This window comes from Bacterioplanes sp. CLAM21 (genome assembly GCF_059641015.1).
Genome location: NZ_CM184929.1, coordinates 2,411,717 through 2,430,034 on the forward strand (window position 1 = coordinate 2,411,717; position 18,318 = coordinate 2,430,034).

Here is an 18,318-nt window from a genome sequence, read left to right on the forward strand (position 1 = left end):
AAGTTATGGATAAAGCTCAAGTTTTGTATTTCATCTTTGGTAGTCCAAGCGCTGAGCAATTGAAGCTGGCCCGCGACTCTGGTGCCAAAATTCGCAACTCAGAAGTGGCTGGTGCAAGTGACTATATCGAGGGCTGCGAAGCTGTGATGGGAGATGTGCCTGCAGCCTATGAGGGCATCAAGCGCCATAGCGGCGACAAAAAGGCTCAGCAGCTGTCTGGTAAATCGGCGCCCAACACTTCAACCAAGTCGGCTTCAAAAGCTACGACCTCATCTGACGATGGCGTCGGTGCGTCCACTGATAGTGGTGGATCGTGACCGGCCCTGTTGGCCGCCCGTTGCCCCAAACAGGCGGCCAATACCAGATTGATGGGGATGAGCTGGCGCCGGTGACAGCGCCTATCGAAGCCGCCACCCAAGATACGGTGACCGACCATGAAGAATCGAAGCAATCGCCGGTTGATGCTGGCAAAAATCGAAAGCGCGTACGGGACTGATGCCGGCCCTACGGCCGATCTGAATGCCATTCTGACGCGCAACATCAGTGTGACGCCGATGGCCGGTGACGACATTCAACGCGAACTGGATCGCCCGTATTTCGGCAATGCACAAACCATCGCCGGCGAGAAACATGTCGAGCTGATCGTGGAAGTCGAGCTGGCAGGCTCTGGTGCTGCTGGCACAGCGCCAGCTTGGGCGCCTTTGCTGCGAGCATGCGGCTTTGCTGAGACCGTCAATGCGGGTACTGACGTGACGTATAACCCGATCACCGGCGGCGAAGAGTCATTAACGGCTTACATTAACCGCGACAGCAAGCTGCACAAGTTTACCGGTGGCCGTGGCTCCGTGTCGTTTAGCTTGGATGTGAACAGCATTCCGGTGATGAGCTTCAGCTTTAAAGGGCTGTTTGAACCGGTGACTGAACAAACGATGCCAGCCAACGCTGATTTCAGCTCGTACCAAGTGCCTCTGCCGGTAACCACGGCCAATACACCAACGTTCAGTCTGCATGGCTCGGCGCTGTCGTTTAACACCCTCAGCATCGATATGTCGAATGATGTTGTTAAGCATCAAGTCGTTGGCCCTGGTAGTTCGATTGAGATCAACGGCCGCTCGCCTTCTGGCAGCGTCACTTTGGAAGAGCCCGAGCTGACCACTATCAACCTGTATGGCAAGGCACTGGCCGGTGACCTTGGCGCGCTTCAGCTGGTCCATGGCAAAACCGCCGGCAATATCGTGCAGATCGACTGCCCCAAAGTCGGCACTGGATCTCCCTCTGACTCCGACCTCAACGGCGTGCAGATGCTGCAGCTTAGCCTGACCATTAATCCCGATGCCGGCAATGACGAGCTGGTCCTAACCGTTAAGTGAGCCCCATGTTCAAGATCAAAACAGAACGCACCTACCAATACCCAGTGACTGTGATTTACCGCGAAGGAAGCGAAGAAAAGCAGGGCGAGTTCACCGGCATTTTTAAGACGCTGAACACCGCTGAGATGGAACGCATGGGTATTGATGATCAGAAAGCCCTGGATGCCGTCTTTGTGGGCGCCGAAGGCATTGAGCTAACGGGCCATGACGCTGAGCCACTGACTGGCGATGCCATGCTCGCGGCCCTTCGCTCCGATCCTGACATTGCACAAGCAATCTGGTCAGCCTACCAGGACAGCTATGCAAAAAAGGGCCTGAGCAAAACCTAAGGGAGGCCGGCCGTGCTTGGGTGTTGGGCGCATCCAATAGCAAAGAAACACTCGATGATGACTTAGTCGCGTTTGGCATGGATGCCTCTTTTTTACCGGAAGCTGAGCCCGATGAATTCGAGCTATACGCAGAAAACCTGCAGGCATTCGACGTGTTTTGCTCTAGTGCTACCCAGTGGCGCTATGCGGGTATGACCGGTGTTCAGACCGGCCTCGATTACAGTGCGGTGGAGTCTGTTATGCGAATGATGGGCATCGAAGACACTGCAGAAACCTTTCAGAAAGTGCGCCTGATTGAAATGGGCGCGCTCAATGCGATGAGTGAGAAGCGTGGCTAAGAACTTCGAACTGAAGCTAAAACTGTCTGCCGACAATAGCGGCTTAAAGGCTGAGGTCTCAGGCTCGCGCGATGAAATTAAGAAACTATCTGACGCCCTTGATAATGCCGGTGAGGCCGGTAAAAAGGGCGCAGACGGCGTTGAAGAGTTTAGCGACGACGTTAAAAGCGCAGGCAACGAAAGTGACAAAGCTGGCCGCAAAGTGGAAGGCCTGTCTCTCAGCGTTGCCGACTTGGCCAAGCGTTCTGCAAAACTGGCAGCGGTGGGGCTGACAGCCGTCACTGCTGGCTTATCCGTCATGACGGTTAAAGGGCTTGAGAACGTAGATGCCCAGGCCAAACTCGCTCGATCACTGGATGCAACCGTCACGGGTATTCGTGCCGTTCAGCTGGCTGCTAGCGACGGCGGTGTGGGCGACATGGACATGAGTCTGGTTCGCCTGAATCGCCGTTTGGGCGCAGCTGAGATGGGTGTCGGTGAGTACGCCACGGCTGTTAAAATCTTAGGTCTCAATCTTGCTGAGCTTAAAAAAGCCGATGCTGACGAGCGTTTAGCCATTATTGCTGATGCTGTTAAATCCTCCGGGCTGTCGGCTCAAGAGACCGCACGTCACCTGCAGACGCTGGGCTTTGAACAAGCCAATGCCAATCAGTTTTTCCTTGCCGGCGGCGACGCCATTCGCGCTGCCCGGGTCGAGGTTGATCAATACGGACTTGGGCTCTCTGAAATAGATACTGCCAAAGTCGAGGCTGCAAACGATGCATGGTCTCGTATCGGCATGGTGACTGAGTCTTTGTCATCTCGCCTGGCCATTGCGTTGTCGCCGACTATTCACGCTGTTGCTGATCAGTTCTCCGAATCGGCCACCGAAGCCGGTGGCTTTGGTGATGCGGTGACGAGTGCAGCAGACGTATCAGTCAGCGGACTAGCATTTGTTCTTAATGCTGGCGACGGCGTCACTCGGGTATTCAAGGTGGCTGGGATTGGCGTGGCCAGCTTTGCTCTGAGTACGAAGGTCCTCATGCTACAACTGGCTGAGGCGATCTTGTCGGGTCCAGTCAATGCGTTAAATGCGCATATTCAATTGATGAATAAGGTCATTGAGGAGACCAATAAACTCGCCAATTTGGAGTTGCCAACAATAGAGCTCGTTTCGTCAGGTTCGCTCGAAGGACTGCGAAAAGAGATTGAGCTGACAAAGGGAGCGATCAACGAAGCGGCTAATGATGCTCAATCGGTACTCACTGAATCGCTGTTTGGCGATGACCTGCTGGAGAGGATCAGCGGCGTCAAGGAGCAAGCCGAAGAAGCAGCCGAGGTCGTCTCAGAAACCCTGGCACAGACCGTCATCACACCAGCAATGAGCAGCCGAGATTGGCTTGGCGAATTCTACGCCGAACTTGATGCGGGTCAGGATCAAGCCATCGCCCAGGCGGAGGCCCAGCTGCAGCTGATTGAAGCTCAGAATACTGCCCTCAAATCCGGTGGCACTTTGATTGATGCTCAGACGATCCTGCAAGAAAAACAGCTGGAAGCCCAGCTCAAACAAGCAGGCGCATCTGATGAGTTGGTCCAAAAGCTTATCGACGGTCAGCGCGAGCAGCAGTCCTTGCTGGCTCAGTTGTCGGATGATGGCGTCGTCAAAGCGCTCAAGGAGCAGAACCGTTGGCAAAAGTTGAATAGTAAAGAGCAGTTCATTCAGGCCGAACTGGCCAAGCTCAGTGCGAACGCTTCCAAAGAGCAGGTGGCCACCGCCAGAGAGCTTGCTGGCGCACTTTACGATCAAAACAACAGCCGCCAAGCAGCCGATGCGATGCAGCAGGACTTCGAGCGTGCGATGCAGTCTGTAGCGACATCGTTAACAACAGCGTTGCTAACTGAAGACTGGGAGGCGTCGGGCCAACAAATTGGTGCTGCCTTGGGTGCCGCGGTTGGCTCTGCTTGGGGGCCAGCAGGGCAAGCCATTGGAGGCATCCTCGGCGGCGCTATCGGTCAAGGTATTTTCGGCAGCGATGTCGGAGCGACATTCAACCTGGCCGAGCGTCAAGATAATCAATTAATTGAGCAGTTACTTGGCGGGATCGAAAATAAATCGAGCGCGATATCTGATTACACAGAGCAAACTGTAAGCGCACTGAGTGAGCTGATCGGCGTTAATAGAGAGTTACTGCGAGCACAAGGCAATGCAGACGAAGCGGTCGATAGTTTCGGCGCGAGGGTTGCACAGGCCATCTCTGATATAGGCTCGGACTTCATAGCAGCCGCTGGGGTAGGCATCAGAGGCACGTTAGACAACCCTGAGTATTACGGGTTGTTTGCTAATCAGGCCATAGCGAACCCTATCCAGGCTGCTGAGCTTGAGCGAATCAAAAGCTTGTTGAATGAAGCCTCATCTGCAACAGGCGACCTTTTGGCGGAAGCATTCTTATCCCTTGGAATCGATGCTGCTGATCAAATCGGCCAAGCCACGTTCGACACCGGCTCATTTAGCACCTACGAAATGAGTGCTGAAGAGGCGGCTCAGGAATTTAGCCGAGCTTTTGGCTCGGCACTGAATCAGGTGGCTGGGCAAATATCGCCAGGGTTGAAGGCGTTTGTAGATCAATTTGGTGACTCTGCGGGTGACTTGCTTCAGGAATTTGCCCGTAATGCGACGGTCGTCGACGGCGCATTGCTGGGTTTAAACGACTCTCTGGCAGATCTGAACGGACTTGAATTGGGTAACGCTGCGACCAGTTTGGTGGATGTTTTTGGAGATGCAGCGGCATTGACATCTGCGAGTCAGCAGCTGGCCGATACGTTTTTAAGCGATGAGAAAAAAGCAGAGCTGAATGAGCAACGGCTGAGTAAAGAACTGGATCAGCTCAACGAAAAATACACTGAGTTAAATCTGCAGCTGCCGGAGACAAAAGCGGGCATCGCCGATTTGATTTATGGACTGGACCTTAAAACCGAAGCTGGTAGGGCGGCGCTTGAAGTGTTGACGCGTTCAAGTGACGCATTAGTAGAGTTTTATGAAGCTGCAGAGTCTGGAGCGCAATCATTAGCATCGATGCAAAATGCGACGGATGCTGCCTTTAGTGAACTCAGTAGCTCTGTTTCACAGCGCTTGACCGATATCAGCAGTCAGTTGGCTGCAGAGCGCGAAGCCCTGCAAGAACAGCGTTCAGCGGCAGTTGCAGTCGCGAAACTGTCTGCAGAATCTGCCCGTACGCGGGTGAGTGCCATCGAGTCTGAAGTGCGCGGCATACAAAACGCATACGATCGCTTGGCACAGCAGGCCGGCATTGGCATTAGCCGTGACGCAGCCTTTAATCAACTGCAGCTGGCTGCCAGTGGTGGAAGCTTAACGGATCTGGGCGAGGCGCTGGCTGCAGCACAGAACATCAGTGTGCAGGACTTTGGCACGGCCGTCGATTACGACCGTGAGCAGCGCAAGTTCTTGGCAGTTTTGGAGCAGGTCGAAGACAAAGGCGAGTCTCAGCTCAGTACTGCCGAACGGCAGCTGGCAGCATCCAATCGCCAGATCAGCGTCATTGAGGACAGCTTTGACGAGCAGATCATGGCTCTAGAAGATGCCGCCGAAGAAGAGGAAAAGCGCCTTCAAGAACTGTTGGATGACCAGCAGGCGCAGCTCAATGAACTTCGCGGCATCGATCAGTCTGTGCAGTCTGTCGACGACTCGATTAAAGCTCTTCAGGCAGCTCTTGTGGCAGAGTTGTCATCCCGATCAAACCTCACTGTATTGCAGGCAGGTGGCATGACTGTTCAGGGCTGGGGCCGACCTGACGGATCGCATGCTGCAGGCCTTAATCGCGTGCCGTTCGACGGCTATCGAGCGGAGCTACATCGCGACGAAATGGTGCTGACGGCAGACGTAGCAAATACCGTGCGAAGTGCAGTTGGTGCAGGTCGAAGCAACGAGCAGCTAGCTAATCAAGTAATGCGGCTGAGTAATGAGCTGGCAGACATTAAAGGCTATCTGCGCAATATCTCCGTGGCCTCGTCTTCAACTGCAGACTCAACAGAAGAACTGGCACGCATGGGCGTGTATGCGAGGGCCAAATGAAGGTCGTTGTCCCGGCCCAGATTCAATACGGTCAGCTGACGACCAATATACCGTTCGACGACACGGTCCAAGAATGGTCCGCAAAGCCATGGCCACAAGATACGAAAGTGCGCCTAGGGGTAGATATCTGGCAGGCCAATATCGATACCGACAGCAAGACTCCTGCCCATGAAAACACACAATGGACACGCATTGATTCCATTAACCCATGGCGCCTGTTCGACGATCAAGTCAGTTCGCAATCCATATCTGATGCAGCTTTCTCATCCGGCGACAGTCATGGCATCCAGGTTGAGTATCGGCCAGAAACAGTGGTCAATGCCGTTGCTGTGTTTAACGCCTTTGCCGACGCTATGCGAGTTGAAGTGGTGGACGATGTGAGTGGCGCCGGCGTCGTCTACGACAAGACGTTTGAGCTTGTCGATAACTCCGCTGTATATGACATCTACAGCTATTTCTTTAACCCAATTCGTCGTCGCCGTGACTTCGTAATCACTGATTTACCGCAGTACGCCGGTGTGATCGTGAGAGTGAGCTTGATCAAAGAAGGCGAGCCCGCTCGTTGTGGTCATTTGGTGATAGGCCAGCAACATGACGTGGGCGATACGTTGTTCGGCCAGGCGCCTGGCTTAAAGGACTACAGCCGCATTGAGACCAACGACTTTGGTAATACCACCTTCTCAAAGGGCCTCAGTGCAAAACGCCTGAAAGTGCCGGTGAAGGTGGACGCTCAGGCAGCCGACTTTGTTTACACCATGCTCGACAACTTGCGCTCCGTTCCGGCTGTCTGGATCAGCAACGAACGCCGGGCGACGGGCCTGATCTTTGGCTTTTTCCGGTCCATCGATGTTGCCCAGGGTAACCCGGTTTTTGATGACATCAACATTAACATTGAGGGCCTGACATGACAGCTCCGACAGACCCGCCGGCGGTGCCGGATATCAGTAACGATTTGCCTAGCCGTGCGGCCAATCAAGCAGATTTCACGACGGTCACAAATCGCTGGTTTGCGTCGCTCCCAAACTGGCAGACTGGTCTCGTTGGCTTGGCGGACTGGATGAAAACCACCGCGCTGATGGTGCGTGACTACATGATCAGCGCTCAACAGTCGTCAGCGAGCGCTCAACAGTCTGTTTCGGATGCCTCTGATCGGGTCGTGGCCGCAACCAGCGAAGCGGATCGAGCACGAGGCTATGCGGACAATATAGCGGGTGTGGCCAACTTTAAAGGGGCCTGGGCAAATGCATCAGGACAGGCATCCATGCCTTCAACGTACCATCACGACTCGCGATTTTGGCGACTGATGCAGCCGCTGGCTGATGTGACCAGCATTGAGCCTGGCACAGACGAGGCTGTATGGGTGCAAACAGGCGCGATTGTCAAGTACGACGAGTACACCGCATCAGCCAACTGGGAAAAACATCCGGCAGCAAGAATGGTGTTTGTCGAGGCTTGGGGCGCCGGCGCTGGTGGTGGCAATAGTAGCGACTCACAGCAGCGCTGTTCCGGCGGTGCGGGTGGTAGCTATGCGATGGCGTTCAGGCTCGCCGAAACGTTGCCTGAAACCGTCCCTGTCGTCGTTGGCGCGGGTGGCGTGGGTGGTGCTTTAGGCTCTGGCAATGATGGCAGTGCCGGTGGGCATTCAGGATTTGCTGACATCACCGCTTATGGTGGCCATGGCGGTCAGGGGTCAAACAGCGCCGGTTTACCCTCTTTACCGGGTGGTGGCCTGCAGGCCTATGCCCCTACAGATTTCACGAAAGTGTCTGTCGCAGTAAGAGGCACCTTCGATGGCGGCTTTGGCGGGTCGGGTTATTTCAATCAGAGCACGGCTGATGGTGTTGGCACCAAGCAGGGCGGCAGTAGCGAGTACGGCGGTGGTGGTGGCGCAGGTCCCGACACGGTGGCCAGTCGATCTGGTGGTGGTATCAGCGTCCATGCTGGCAACGGTGGAGATGCAGGCGACAATGTTGATGCACAGCCAGGCGGGTTCCCAGCCGGCGGAGGTGGTGCTGCTCGGCATGGTAATGCAGGTGATGGGGCTAATGGTTTGGTGAGGGTGTATCAATGGTAAAAGCAGCAGTGATAGAAAGCGTCAAGGTCGCGAATGTTGTCGTTGTACCAGCAACGGAGTTTGCCGAATCCAAGGGTTGGGTCTGTGTTGGCGAGCAGGCTGTGTCGCCTGGCGATGAATACAACTCAGCGACCGGAGAATTTACTCGAGTCATTCCGGATGCCGTGACCGTTGTGCCTGAACGCATTACAACACTGCAAGCGGAGCTGCAGCTGATCGAAGACGGCCTGCTGCAAGTGGTTAATGACGCCATCGACGTGCTACCAGAACCAGAGCGCAGCAAAGCCAGCGCTAAGTGGCATAAAAGCCGTTATATCTACCGCGCAGATTCATTGGTTGAGCAGCTGCTGGTGCTAGGTGCTGGGAGAACAACAAAGCAAGTGGATGAGATGTTTATTGCTGCAGCAAGGCTCTAATCTAGCAATTCTAGAGCCTTATCCATCAGCCCATCGAGTTTGGCTCTTTGTTCCGGCGTAAGCTTTCTGTATTTCCGCATCCAGGCGGGGGACTTTCCCGTCTGAAGCAGCACATCGATGGGAGCACCCAGTTCCTCTTCAAGGCGCACAATAGAATCGTAACGATACAGTGGCCCGCCATTTTCAGCGCGCCCAACCGTTGCGTGACTTGTCCCTGTTATATCTGCGAAATGTTCTTGCGTTATTCCTAGGCCATCCCTGAGCGCTTTAAATAACTCGCCCAGATTTGCCATTTATACGTGCCGTTACAAATTTCTCAGGGGCGTGCAGTTTTTCGGGGTATGGCGCCAGGCGTTGCTCAGTGCTGAACACGGCTGCGCCTGCCGATTGATTATAATTGACGCTATGAAGTCAATTTTTGACTCAGCATAACCACTAGGCTTCTCCGGCCTAGGGTATAACCTTAATGACACGGAGTAAGGAAGTATGTCAGAGGTGAGAAGAGACATCGCCCTGTTTGAGGCGATTGATAAGTTTGAGTCCGCACAAGCCGTTTTGGGCTGCATAGACTCAATGTTGAATGAACGCCCAGCTGGCGAGCCATTGATCATAGATGACAGAAAATCGATGGGGCTGACTCTGATTTTTGAGCAGGTTGATGGATTGATTGGCAATGGAGTTTCGCAGTTAAATCGTGTTGCTTGCAGAGAAACAATTTGTATTGATAGGCCTGGGTTAACAGCTGACCCTGAGCATATGCCCGCATGGGTTGTTGCTGAAATCGATGCGGTGCTTAATATTTGTCGATCTGGAACAACTGGGAATACCCGATATCCTGAAACTCTAGCTTCAGAGCAATACGCTTAACAACTGGGTTCACTAGACTAACAAGCAATACGTTGGAGTAACGCTCCTGCTCCAAATCCCTGTTGCTCATCGGTCAGCGTTAAGTCGTCATTCTCTGTGAAAATAACGCTCCAACTCTCGTCGTCGACAAGATCCACCGCTCCATCGTAACGCAATACGCCTGCGATGATGACGCCTTTACTTACGCTTTTCAGTCGACGATGGGTCCCATCTGGAAAAACGATAAAGCCTTGTTGCCTCCATCGGGCTTTGATGGCTTCCTGCCTAGCCAAAGATGCCGCGCTCTCAGGTCTGTTATCCATACAGTGTGTGGGGGGCGGGGTGGCCTTGCACTAGCAGGTGCAAAAGAGTCAGTGTGAATGGGTTATCGCTTCCCTATTATGTGTATTTGTCCCGGCATGCATCAATAAAAAACTCACCCAGCTCTGTTAGCACCACGAAACTTTCAGTTTCAATGTCTATGTCAAAGTCGACCGAGCTACTGAAGAAGCTGTCTTCATCGCGATTTGGAATGTCTATGCTGTGCGTCCCTGCGCTGGCGACGTAATGAGTTTTTGCCAAGCCTAGCCTGATGATGTTGGCGACCTCAAAATCTTTTAGATTTTCCCTGGGGATGTTTTCTGGGGTAGCGATTTTTCTCCGCAGTGATGCCTCTCCATGTTCAAGCGATGCAAGCTTGCGCTCGATAGAGCGAGTTTCCGAGATGAGTTCCAAAGCTTCCGTGTCAAAATATGATCTATCAGTTGTTTTGGGGGTATCCTTTTTCTTCCTTAGAATTGCCAGTTCCTCCTTAAGTCGCGCTTCAGTGCTCGATTTTTTACTCAGAAAGAAACGCAGCTCCTCCTCTAGCATATTGATACGCCTTTCCTTCTCTTGAAGGGCTATTTCGACTACATCGAATTCATCTTTTGAAAGTTGGCTAAGAATATATGGAAATACGTGATTTTCGATATTTTGCTTAGAGTCAACCATGTTCACCAAAAGGTTTGCCCACTTGTCTTGCAGTTCTTCGTCATCCTCCAGAGAAGCATTTTCGAGATAAGGGCAAAGCAGTTTAGGAGATATCGCTTTCACGGTTATTTTGTTCTTCTCACAAAGCTCCCTTGCTTTGTTAAGTATCTTGATTTGGTTGCTGAATCGCCAGAAAGAAACCTGATCCTTTATGAGTAAGCCAAGTTCTTCAGCGGTAGGGTTAACCAATTTGTCAACAAATGTTTTGGCAATGTCCAGCCCTTTTTCGATCATAGTGGATGAAGCATCTTCCATGGTGTTGTTTTTGTCTTCGCTCACTTATCTATCCTTTGACTTTTTGGGAGCTGTAACGCTCTGGGAGTTGTCAAGTCGATTCTACAAGAAATTGAAAGCGCTTTTGCAGGCGTTCCTTTAGCTCTCGCATGTTTTTAAAAAATATTATCGGATAATCCTTCAAATCAAATTCTAGCTGGGTGCCATCCCGGGCAATGTAGATAGGTGTTTTACTCAGGCCCTGTGCATAGCCCGCCTCGTAAAAGACGTTTGGTTTCGAGTGGGTGAGATCGACAATTACAAACTGTGCTTTCTGAATGGACTCAAGGATCCTATCTGTGATTCGATTGTTACTCTGAACTTCATCAATGCGCTCGGCATGAATGCCACACTTGGTTGCGGCCTCCTTGATCGAATCCAGAACATCCTCTAGGTCGGAATCTTGTGGATCTATCGCCATTGCTATGAAGGCGTACCCTTCTTCGTAATCAGGATCTTCTGACACGAATGGTTCCGATTCTTCTCGTGCTGGGCCGCCTGACATTATCACGCCGATCGTCTCATCTATCATATCGAAGAGCATATTTTTAACACTCCATCCGTAAGGTGGATCGAATAGGGCCTCGAACAGGTCGACGTTCCGCATTATTAATCCCCCTACTGCTGGAGGTGGAGACACAGTGAATGTCTTGTAGCAGCGGGCTTCCAGCACTTCACGCCTTACCCAGTCTTTTTTTCTGTTGATCTCGCTGCGGATCTTGGCGTCGCGGGAGGAGAAGAATTGTTCAATTAATCTTTTGAAGTCTTCGAGGTTTTGGATTTTTTCGTTGGCTTCCATATCAACTCCGAAATATTAAATTAGGCTTGTTGCCGTCGTTGTTTCTGGCCTTATCGGATGTCTGAAGGAACGACTTTTTTATGGTAACTCTCAATTTCCTTGTTTACCTCTCGTAGCTTGGAGTCGAGATCGGCATATTCTTTATAAGCCATCTTCGAACCGTACGTGCCTTCGAGTTGCTCTGCAATTCTTCCCTTATGTGCCATAAGCTCGATATAGTGTTCTCGAAATGCTAATAGTGCGTTCAAGCGGCTCATATCGTTCGCTTTTTTTGCTTCAGAAGCAGACCGGCGGGCATAGAAAGTAGATAGTGCTGCGGCTATTAATGCTATTGTTGTAACAACATCATTAATTGAAAAATCTATAGTGGCCTCCTTGGCGTTTAGCGCCGACAACACAGCTAGGCTTGTAGCAATGAAGCTGTGGAAAGACTGTCCAGCGCACGCGGTGCAAGATTCTGATTGGCCTTGTTAGTTGATCCGGCCTTTTGATGACTTCTCAATGCGTTCATGAAAGTTAGCAGTTTAATAGTGTGCGTGCTTATTTTTCCACCTAGAACCACCCGATCAAAGCTAATTGCACCAACCCTGGCGCTTGCCGCCGTCATAAGGCCTAGCTAGCCCTTCGCGGATGAGTGTGTCGCCCACGTCTTTCCCATCAGTCACGACAGTGGCCACCAGGCGAAAATACTTCCCTCGTTCGTAATCGACAAGCTCGATAACATCAGAGGCTTCCAATATCTCTCTTAATCGGTCCCTGGCCGCTCGGGCCATTGCCTTCTCGCTGTCGCATTTGCCTCGGATCTCGGGTGTGTCCAGTCCACGAACACGAACACTGATGTCATCCCCAATAATTGGTGGCCAGTCCTTGATGTCGACGGTGATGGTATCTCCGTCGTATACGCGGACAACTTCATCAACCGTGACGTTTTGAGCTTGTGAATTCGTGCAGGAGAGGGTGAGTAGGGCGATAAAGGGCAGGTTTTTTATCATTTTGGGTGCGCCAAAAGTGCGCCACAAAAATCTGCAGCGCACGTATCCTTTTGATTTTATTAAATAAAAATATCCGTACCGCTCCAGTCCATCATGGGTGCTGTACTGAAGCGGCGCGCGCCGGCTGGCAAGGAACTCATAATGAGCGCCCGTTGGGTTGTTGCAGAATCTGCTCGCAGGCCTGTAGATAGCGTTTGCGCCCCACCAGCATATGGAAACGTCGGCCACCGACCTGACGCCACAGGATGGCAGCACGAATACCGGCCAATAGTAAGGCGCGCACCTTGTTGGCGGTGTGGTGGTTTTGCAAATAGTTGGGGTTGCCTGTCACTCGAATGCGAAAACTCAGCTTGCTCAGGGTTTGCTGGTATAGCCCAGCCAGTGCGGCGATGGTGTTTTCGTGACCTACGGAGAAATGGTCAGCCTGTCTTGAGGCTTGCTGAATGCCATCGCCCAGTGCCGCCATCATGTCTGGCGCCTTGCGCAGTTTACGCTCAAGGTGCAGCAAGCTCAGGGCGTAGCCGGTGACCTCAGGTTTAATGCCCGCGGGGTCGCGACCAACAACGATCTGCAGCTGCTTCAAGCCAATGTTGAGTTGAGTTGCGGCGGGACCATAGATATCGTCAAAGCGCTCTGGGGACTGCTTAAACAAGCTGCGTAGCAGAGGTTCAGTGGTGGAGGCCGGTACGTCACCTTCGCGTGCCAGCTGCTCCACTAAGGTAGCGGCCTGAAAAACGGCGGCCAGGGCAATAACCTGTTCTTCGTTACGTGATCTCATGCCGTGGTACCTGTCTGTTCAATAACGCCGCCGCCCAGACACACATCGTCGCTATACAGTACAACGGATTGTCCAGGCGTGACTGCACGCTGGGGTTGGTCAAAGGTAATGCGATAGCCCTCACCGTCGGCTTCGACCAGACAAGGCTGATCGTCCTGGCGGTAGCGGACCTTGGCGCTGCAGCGTAGCGGCAATTCAGGCGCTGCATTGACCCAGAAAATATCGCTGCTGCTCAGCCACTGACTAAACAACATAGGGTGGTTTTTGCCCTGTACCGCAATGAGTACATTGCGCTCTAGGTCTTTGCCGGCTACGTACCAGGGCGCATCCGGGTGATTGGTCAAGCCGCCAATGCCTAAACCCTGGCGTTGTCCAAGGGTGTGATACATCAGGCCTTGATGTTCGCCAATGTCTTCCCCTTCTGGGGTTTCGATGCGACCAGGCTGGGCGGGCAAATATTGCTTAAGGAAGTCGCGAAAACGTCGCTCGCCAATAAAGCAAATGCCGGTAGAGTCTTTTTTGTTGGCCGTGACCAGGTTGTTTTGCTCAGCGATGCGTCTTACCTCGGGTTTTTCCAGTTCGCCCACTGGAAACAGGGTCTGAGCAATTTCACTGCCGCCGACGGCATGCAGGAAGTAACTTTGGTCTTTGTTTTGGTCAAGTCCACGCAGCAGCAAGGTCTCACCATCTTGGTCGCGACGGCGGACATAGTGCCCTGTGGCGATCAAGTCCGCGCCCAGAACACGCGCATAGTCGAGAAACGCTTTGAATTTGATTTCGCGGTTGCACAGTATGTCTGGGTTTGGCGTGCGGCCAGCACGGTATTCGAGCAAAAAGTGCTCAAAAACGTTATCCCAGTATTCGGCGGCAAAGTTTGCTTGATGCAGTTTAATGCCCAGGGTGTCACACACCTGTTGTGCGTCGGCCAGATCTTCTTTGGCGGTGCAATATTCAGTACCGTCATCCTCATCCCAATTTTTCATAAACAGGCCTTCGACCTGATAGCCCTGCTGCAATAGCAGGTAAGCCGACACGGACGAGTCGACACCGCCGGACATGCCAACGATGACTTTGGTGGAAGCGGGATGAGGTTGGGCTGCAGTTGTCATGAATCAGGGGTGCTCAATAATGACATCGAGTGGAAAGCGTTTGCCGGCCAAATAATCTTCAACGCAGGTTAATACCATAGGTGAACGCAAGCGCTGACAGGCGCGTATTTCATCGGCGCTCATCCAGTGCGCCGCAATAATGCCGGTGTCTAACGTGGCGTTATCAACCGCTTGTAACGCATTGGCAATGAAGCAGTAGCGGTGATAGGTCACTTGGTTGCTTGGGCTGGTGTAGGTATAGAGACCTTGCAATGCAACGGGTTCAACCTGCCAGCCGGTTTCTTCGAGGGTTTCTCGCTTGGCGGCTTGTAGCAGCGTTTCGCCAGGCTCAACGTGCCCAGCAGGCTGGTTAAAAACAGCCTGTCCTCCACTCATTTCCTCCACCATCAAGAAGCGCCCTTGGCGTTCTACTATGGTGGCTACGGTGGCATGGGGGGTCCAGCGTTCGGTCATCTCGGGTTCCCGCATTGGGCCGGTCAAAATCAGCCGCGCAGTTTACCCAAAATGCCCGAATGGCTCAATTTCTACGACGATTGTTTGAGCGTGGGCGTCGCGATTGGCCTGTGTTTTTGCCCTGCGGTAAATGAACAGTCTGTTGCGTCCACTGCCCTGGCTGTAAGTCTCCCAGTTGCCAAGGGCCGATGGCGGTGCGGATAAGCCGTAATGTTGGGTGACCAATATGGGCCGTCATGCGGCGCACTTGACGATTACGTCCTTCACTAATTCTTATATCAAGCCAGCAGGTGTCGTCATTCACTCGTTGGCGAATGGGCGGGGTGCGTGGCCAGATATCGGGACAATCGACTATGGTTATGTGCGCAGGTTTGGTGGGGCCATCTTTTAGTACTAGCCCGCGGCGAAATTGCTCAAGTGCGGCCGGGGAGGGCTTTCCTTCCACCTGCACTAAATAGTGCTTTTGCATTTTATGAGCCGGATCTGCGATGCGTGCTTGCAGCTGACCGTCGTCAGTCAAAAGCAGTAATCCTTCAGAGTCGTAGTCAAGGCGACCCGCCGGGTAGACACCAGGTTGTTTGACGTAGTCAGACAGTGTCGAACGCCCCTCGTTATCGATGAATTGGCTGAGTACTTGGAAGGGTTTATTAAGGCAAATTAAGGTGGCCATGTTGTAGCTTTACTACTCATTACTTTTGTCTAGCTTGCATTTTTTGTAGAAAAACTACAAATTAGCGCCACTTTTGAACCAAGAGTCATCTTTCTGGCTAAAAAATGGCCAGTGGCGATTGAATAATCTGCCTCTGATTCTGGCTTCTGCTATCAGAAGTGACGGCCACAAGCCGTAGCCAGTGAAGCCTGCGAAACAGCAACCAGCAGCGAATGCTAAAGGAGTAAGAATGTCGACACAAACCCCTACCATCATTTACACCGAAACAGATGAAGCCCCAGCTCTGGCCACTTACTCTTTGCTGCCCATCGTTAAAGCTTTTTCGCAATCGGCAGGTATCAATGTTGAAACACGTGATATCTCTTTAGCTGGCCGAGTTATTGCCACATTAGGTCAATACCTAAATGAAGACCAACGTGAAAGCGATGCCCTGGCTGAACTGGGTGAACTCACTCAAGACCCAATGGCAAACATCATTAAACTGCCCAACATCAGTGCGTCTATTCCACAGCTAAAAGCTTCACTGAAAGAGCTGCGTGCTAAAGGCTATAACTTGCCGAAGTACCCAGACAACCCGACCAGTGAAGACGAGGTGGTACTAAAGGCGCTGTACGACAAGATTAAGGGCAGTGCGGTTAACCCTGTGTTGCGTGAAGGCAACTCTGACCGTCGTGCGCCAGCGGCCGTTAAAGAATACGCACGCGTTTACCCACATTCTATGGGTGAGTGGAGCAGCGACTCGAAGTCTCATGTTGCTTCCATGAGCAGCGGCGACTTCTACGGCAGCGAAACGTCGCTGACCTTAGCCGATGCGACCGAGGTTAGCATTCGTTTTACCAACACCGATGGCGAGCAAAGCCTGTTAAAAGATGCATTGGCATTGCAGCAGGGCGAAGTTATTGATGCGGCGGTGATGAGTCGCAACGCGCTGCGCAGTTTCCTGGAGCAGCAAATCGCTGAATGTAAAGAGCAAGACATTCTGCTGTCGCTGCACCTGAAAGCCACCATGATGAAGGTATCTGACCCAATCATCTTTGGCCATGCGGTGGATGTGTTCTTCCGCGATCTGTTTGCTAAGCACGCAGACGCCTTTAAAGCCGCCAGCATCAGTGTCAATAATGGCTTTGGCGATGTCATTGCTAAAATGGATCGCTTGCCAGAAGAGGTTCAGGAACAGCTGCAAGGTGAGATTGACGCCATTTTTGCCAAGCAGCCGCGGGTTGCCATGGTGGATTCTGATAAGGGTATTACCAATCTGCACGTGCCAAACGACGTGATCGTTGATGCTTCCATGCCGGCCATGATTCGTAGCTCTGGCAAGATGTGGGGCGCTGACGGTGAGCTGCATGATGCTAAGGCGATCATTCCTGATCGCAGCTATGCCGGCGTTTACCAGGAAACCATTGATTTCTGTAAGCAGCACGGTGCGTTTGATCCGGCGACTATGGGCAGTGTGCCAAACGTCGGTCTGATGGCGCAAAAAGCCGAAGAGTACGGTTCACACGATAAAACCTTTGAAATGTCAGCGGCAGGCACTGTCGAAGTAGTTGATGCAGCTGGCAATGTGTTGCTGTCTCATGTGGTGGAGCAGGGCGACATCTGGCGTATGTGTCAGACCAAAGATGCACCGATTCGTGATTGGGTGAAGTTGGCCGTTAATCGCGCTCGCGCCAGTGCAACTCCTGCTGTGTTCTGGCTGGATGAAAATCGTGCCCACGATGCTGAGTTGATCGCCAAGGTGAATCAGTACCTGCCAGAGCATGATGCTGATGGCTTGGATATTCGCATCATGGCCCCTGTTGATGCGACGCGCTTCTCGTTGCAACGCATTAAAGAAGGTCTGGACACCATTTCCGTGACCGGCAACGTACTGCGTGACTACTTGACAGATCTGTTCCCCATCATGGAGCTGGGCACCAGCGCCAAGATGCTGTCGATTGTGCCGTTGATGAATGGTGGCGGTTTGTTTGAAACCGGTGCTGGTGGCTCAGCGCCTAAGCATGTGCAGCAGTTGGTGGAAGAAAACTTCCTGCGCTGGGACTCTTTGGGTGAGTTTATGGCCCTGGCGGCTTCGCTGGAGCATTTGGCTGAAGTAGCTGATAACAAGCGCGCCCAGGTGTTGGCTGCTGCATTGGATAAGGCTACTGGTCAGTTGTTGCAGAACAACAAATCACCCAAGCGTAAAGTCGGTGATATCGATAACCGTGGTAGCCACTTCTATTTGGCCTTGTATTGGGCACAGGCGCTGTCAGAGCAAGGTGATGATGCGGCACTTAAAGAGTGCTTCGGTCCAGTGGCTGAGGCATTGGCGGCCAATGAAAGCGCTATCATCGCCGAGCTGAATGCTGTTCAAGGCAATGCGGTTGAACTGGGTGGCTACTATCGTCCAGATCCTGCCTTGGTTGAGAAGATCATGCGTCCTTCAGTAACATTTAATGGCATCATTGACGGTATTCGCTGCTAAGCAGCGCGCATAAGAAAAGGGCTAGCAGGAGTGATCCTGTTAGCCCTTTTTTGTTGGCTGCTTATTCAGCCTTCAATAGGCTGAATATTGATGGCATGAATCCCCTTGTCGCTTGGCTTGGTTTCGAATTGCACCGGCTGGCCGGCTTTGAGTGTCCGGTAGCCGTCCATCTGGATGGTGGAGTAATGTGCGAATAGATCTTCGGAACTGTCATCGGCCAGGATAAATCCATAGCCTTTTGCATTGTTAAACCATTTCACCTTGCCGGTTTTCATGGCTACACCTCCCTTGCAATTACTGCGCAGC

At 52.4% G+C, this 18,318-nt stretch carries 20 protein-coding genes; 10 read left to right on the forward strand and 10 right to left on the reverse strand.

Translation table 11 applies throughout. From position 1 onward, the window contains the following. The first annotated feature begins 5 nt into the window (after positions 1–5). The 8 genes from AC55FS_RS11145 to AC55FS_RS11180 all read left to right on the forward strand — a co-directional run bounded on the left by AC55FS_RS11145 (position 6) and on the right by AC55FS_RS11180 (position 8,596). The gene (locus AC55FS_RS11145; RefSeq protein WP_496932326.1) at positions 6–317 is read left to right on the forward strand and encodes a hypothetical protein; all 312 of its coding nucleotides are present in this window, start codon (positions 6–8) and stop codon (positions 315–317) included. A 117-nt stretch (positions 318–434) separates the two neighbouring features. Next, positions 435–1,370: a phage tail tube protein gene (locus AC55FS_RS11150; protein WP_496932327.1), complete on the forward strand. Its 936-nt coding sequence runs from the start codon at positions 435–437 to the stop codon at positions 1,368–1,370. Between the two features lie 5 nt (positions 1,371–1,375). Continuing rightward, entirely contained in the window at positions 1,376–1,699 is a 324-nt protein-coding gene (locus AC55FS_RS11155; RefSeq protein WP_496932328.1) for a hypothetical protein, read from the forward strand. 20 nt (positions 1,700–1,719) lie between these two features. Then, a complete protein-coding gene (locus tag AC55FS_RS11160; RefSeq protein WP_496932329.1) occupies positions 1,720–2,037 on the forward strand; it encodes a DUF1799 domain-containing protein in 318 nt (105 codons plus the stop codon). Further along, a complete protein-coding gene (locus AC55FS_RS11165; RefSeq protein WP_496932330.1) occupies positions 2,030–6,106 on the forward strand; it encodes a hypothetical protein in 4,077 nt (1,358 codons plus the stop codon). The genes AC55FS_RS11160 and AC55FS_RS11165 overlap by 8 nt, the downstream gene beginning before the upstream one ends. Then, positions 6,103–7,014 carry a hypothetical protein gene (locus AC55FS_RS11170; RefSeq protein WP_496932331.1) on the forward strand — a complete coding sequence of 304 codons (912 nt, stop codon included), beginning with the start codon at positions 6,103–6,105 and terminating at the stop codon, positions 7,012–7,014. The genes AC55FS_RS11165 and AC55FS_RS11170 overlap by 4 nt, the downstream gene beginning before the upstream one ends. Continuing rightward, complete coding sequence (locus tag AC55FS_RS11175; RefSeq protein WP_496932332.1) at positions 7,011–8,180, forward strand: glycine-rich domain-containing protein; 1,170 nt, start codon at positions 7,011–7,013, stop codon at positions 8,178–8,180. Before AC55FS_RS11170 ends, AC55FS_RS11175 begins: the two co-directional genes overlap by 4 nt. Continuing rightward, positions 8,174–8,596 carry a hypothetical protein gene (locus tag AC55FS_RS11180; protein WP_496932333.1) on the forward strand — a complete coding sequence of 141 codons (423 nt, stop codon included), beginning with the start codon at positions 8,174–8,176 and terminating at the stop codon, positions 8,594–8,596. Before AC55FS_RS11175 ends, AC55FS_RS11180 begins: the two co-directional genes overlap by 7 nt. On the opposite strand, the gene AC55FS_RS11185 is transcribed toward AC55FS_RS11180, so the two are convergent. Continuing rightward, entirely contained in the window at positions 8,593–8,889 is a 297-nt protein-coding gene (locus AC55FS_RS11185) for a helix-turn-helix domain-containing protein (RefSeq protein WP_496932334.1), read from the reverse strand. The two genes, AC55FS_RS11180 and AC55FS_RS11185, sit on opposite strands and share 4 nt — an antisense overlap. Before the next feature lie 193 nt (positions 8,890–9,082). Here AC55FS_RS11185 and AC55FS_RS11190 point away from each other — a divergent pair, with 193 nt between their 5' ends. Continuing rightward, positions 9,083–9,463, forward strand: a complete 381-nt coding sequence (locus tag AC55FS_RS11190) for a hypothetical protein (protein ID WP_496932335.1) — start codon at positions 9,083–9,085, stop codon at positions 9,461–9,463. A 378-nt stretch (positions 9,464–9,841) separates the two neighbouring features. Here AC55FS_RS11190 and AC55FS_RS11195 read toward each other — a convergent pair whose 3' ends face one another. The 8 genes from AC55FS_RS11195 to AC55FS_RS11230 form a co-directional block, all read right to left on the reverse strand. Then, positions 9,842–10,753, reverse strand: a complete 912-nt coding sequence (locus AC55FS_RS11195; RefSeq protein ID WP_496932336.1) for an Abi-alpha family protein — start codon at positions 10,751–10,753, stop codon at positions 9,842–9,844. A 46-nt stretch (positions 10,754–10,799) separates the two neighbouring features. Next, complete coding sequence (locus AC55FS_RS11200; RefSeq protein WP_496932337.1) at positions 10,800–11,546, reverse strand: hypothetical protein; 747 nt, start codon at positions 11,544–11,546, stop codon at positions 10,800–10,802. 50 nt (positions 11,547–11,596) lie between these two features. Further along, positions 11,597–11,944, reverse strand: coding sequence for a hypothetical protein (locus AC55FS_RS11205; RefSeq protein ID WP_496932338.1), 348 nt, complete (start codon positions 11,942–11,944; stop codon positions 11,597–11,599). Positions 11,945–12,118: 174 nt separating this feature from the next. Next, positions 12,119–12,538, reverse strand: a complete 420-nt coding sequence (locus AC55FS_RS11210) for a thermonuclease family protein (protein WP_496932339.1) — start codon at positions 12,536–12,538, stop codon at positions 12,119–12,121. Positions 12,539–12,674: 136 nt separating this feature from the next. Further along, a complete protein-coding gene (gene hflD / locus AC55FS_RS11215) occupies positions 12,675–13,316 on the reverse strand; it encodes a high frequency lysogenization protein HflD (RefSeq protein WP_496932340.1) in 642 nt (213 codons plus the stop codon). Then, a complete protein-coding gene (gene mnmA, locus AC55FS_RS11220; protein WP_496932341.1) occupies positions 13,313–14,425 on the reverse strand; it encodes a tRNA 2-thiouridine(34) synthase MnmA in 1,113 nt (370 codons plus the stop codon). Before mnmA ends, hflD begins: the two co-directional genes overlap by 4 nt. Positions 14,426–14,428: 3 nt before the next feature. Beyond that, complete coding sequence (locus AC55FS_RS11225; protein WP_496932342.1) at positions 14,429–14,878, reverse strand: NUDIX hydrolase; 450 nt, start codon at positions 14,876–14,878, stop codon at positions 14,429–14,431. A 64-nt stretch (positions 14,879–14,942) separates the two neighbouring features. Beyond that, positions 14,943–15,548, reverse strand: a complete 606-nt coding sequence (locus AC55FS_RS11230; RefSeq protein ID WP_496932343.1) for a pseudouridine synthase — start codon at positions 15,546–15,548, stop codon at positions 14,943–14,945. 229 nt (positions 15,549–15,777) lie between these two features. Between AC55FS_RS11230 and AC55FS_RS11235 the strand changes: the two genes are divergently transcribed. Then, entirely contained in the window at positions 15,778–18,012 is a 2,235-nt protein-coding gene (locus AC55FS_RS11235) for an NADP-dependent isocitrate dehydrogenase (protein ID WP_496932344.1), read from the forward strand. A gap of 65 nt (positions 18,013–18,077) precedes the next feature. Here AC55FS_RS11235 and cspD read toward each other — a convergent pair whose 3' ends face one another. Continuing rightward, a complete protein-coding gene (cspD, locus tag AC55FS_RS11240) occupies positions 18,078–18,287 on the reverse strand; it encodes a cold shock domain-containing protein CspD (RefSeq protein ID WP_496932345.1) in 210 nt (69 codons plus the stop codon). Between the last annotated feature and the right edge of the window lie 31 nt (positions 18,288–18,318).

Coding starts and splice junctions, on each gene's coding strand:
- AC55FS_RS11180 (WP_496932333.1), top strand. CDS start 8,174: ATGGTAAAAGCAGCAGTGATAGAAAGCGTCAAGGTCGCGAATGTTGTC.
- AC55FS_RS11145 (WP_496932326.1), top strand. CDS start 6: ATGGATAAAGCTCAAGTTTTGTATTTCATCTTTGGTAGTCCAAGCGCT.
- mnmA (WP_496932341.1), bottom strand. CDS start 14,425: ATGACAACTGCAGCCCAACCTCATCCCGCTTCCACCAAAGTCATCGTT.
- AC55FS_RS11185 (WP_496932334.1), bottom strand. CDS start 8,889: ATGGCAAATCTGGGCGAGTTATTTAAAGCGCTCAGGGATGGCCTAGGA.
- hflD (WP_496932340.1), bottom strand. CDS start 13,316: ATGAGATCACGTAACGAAGAACAGGTTATTGCCCTGGCCGCCGTTTTT.
- cspD (WP_496932345.1), bottom strand. CDS start 18,287: ATGAAAACCGGCAAGGTGAAATGGTTTAACAATGCAAAAGGCTATGGA.
- AC55FS_RS11150 (WP_496932327.1), top strand. CDS start 435: ATGAAGAATCGAAGCAATCGCCGGTTGATGCTGGCAAAAATCGAAAGC.
- AC55FS_RS11175 (WP_496932332.1), top strand. CDS start 7,011: ATGACAGCTCCGACAGACCCGCCGGCGGTGCCGGATATCAGTAACGAT.
- AC55FS_RS11200 (WP_496932337.1), bottom strand. CDS start 11,546: ATGGAAGCCAACGAAAAAATCCAAAACCTCGAAGACTTCAAAAGATTA.
- AC55FS_RS11155 (WP_496932328.1), top strand. CDS start 1,376: ATGTTCAAGATCAAAACAGAACGCACCTACCAATACCCAGTGACTGTG.
- AC55FS_RS11235 (WP_496932344.1), top strand. CDS start 15,778: ATGTCGACACAAACCCCTACCATCATTTACACCGAAACAGATGAAGCC.
- AC55FS_RS11225 (WP_496932342.1), bottom strand. CDS start 14,878: ATGACCGAACGCTGGACCCCCCATGCCACCGTAGCCACCATAGTAGAA.
- AC55FS_RS11210 (WP_496932339.1), bottom strand. CDS start 12,538: ATGATAAAAAACCTGCCCTTTATCGCCCTACTCACCCTCTCCTGCACG.
- AC55FS_RS11230 (WP_496932343.1), bottom strand. CDS start 15,548: ATGGCCACCTTAATTTGCCTTAATAAACCCTTCCAAGTACTCAGCCAA.
- AC55FS_RS11190 (WP_496932335.1), top strand. CDS start 9,083: ATGTCAGAGGTGAGAAGAGACATCGCCCTGTTTGAGGCGATTGATAAG.
- AC55FS_RS11170 (WP_496932331.1), top strand. CDS start 6,103: ATGAAGGTCGTTGTCCCGGCCCAGATTCAATACGGTCAGCTGACGACC.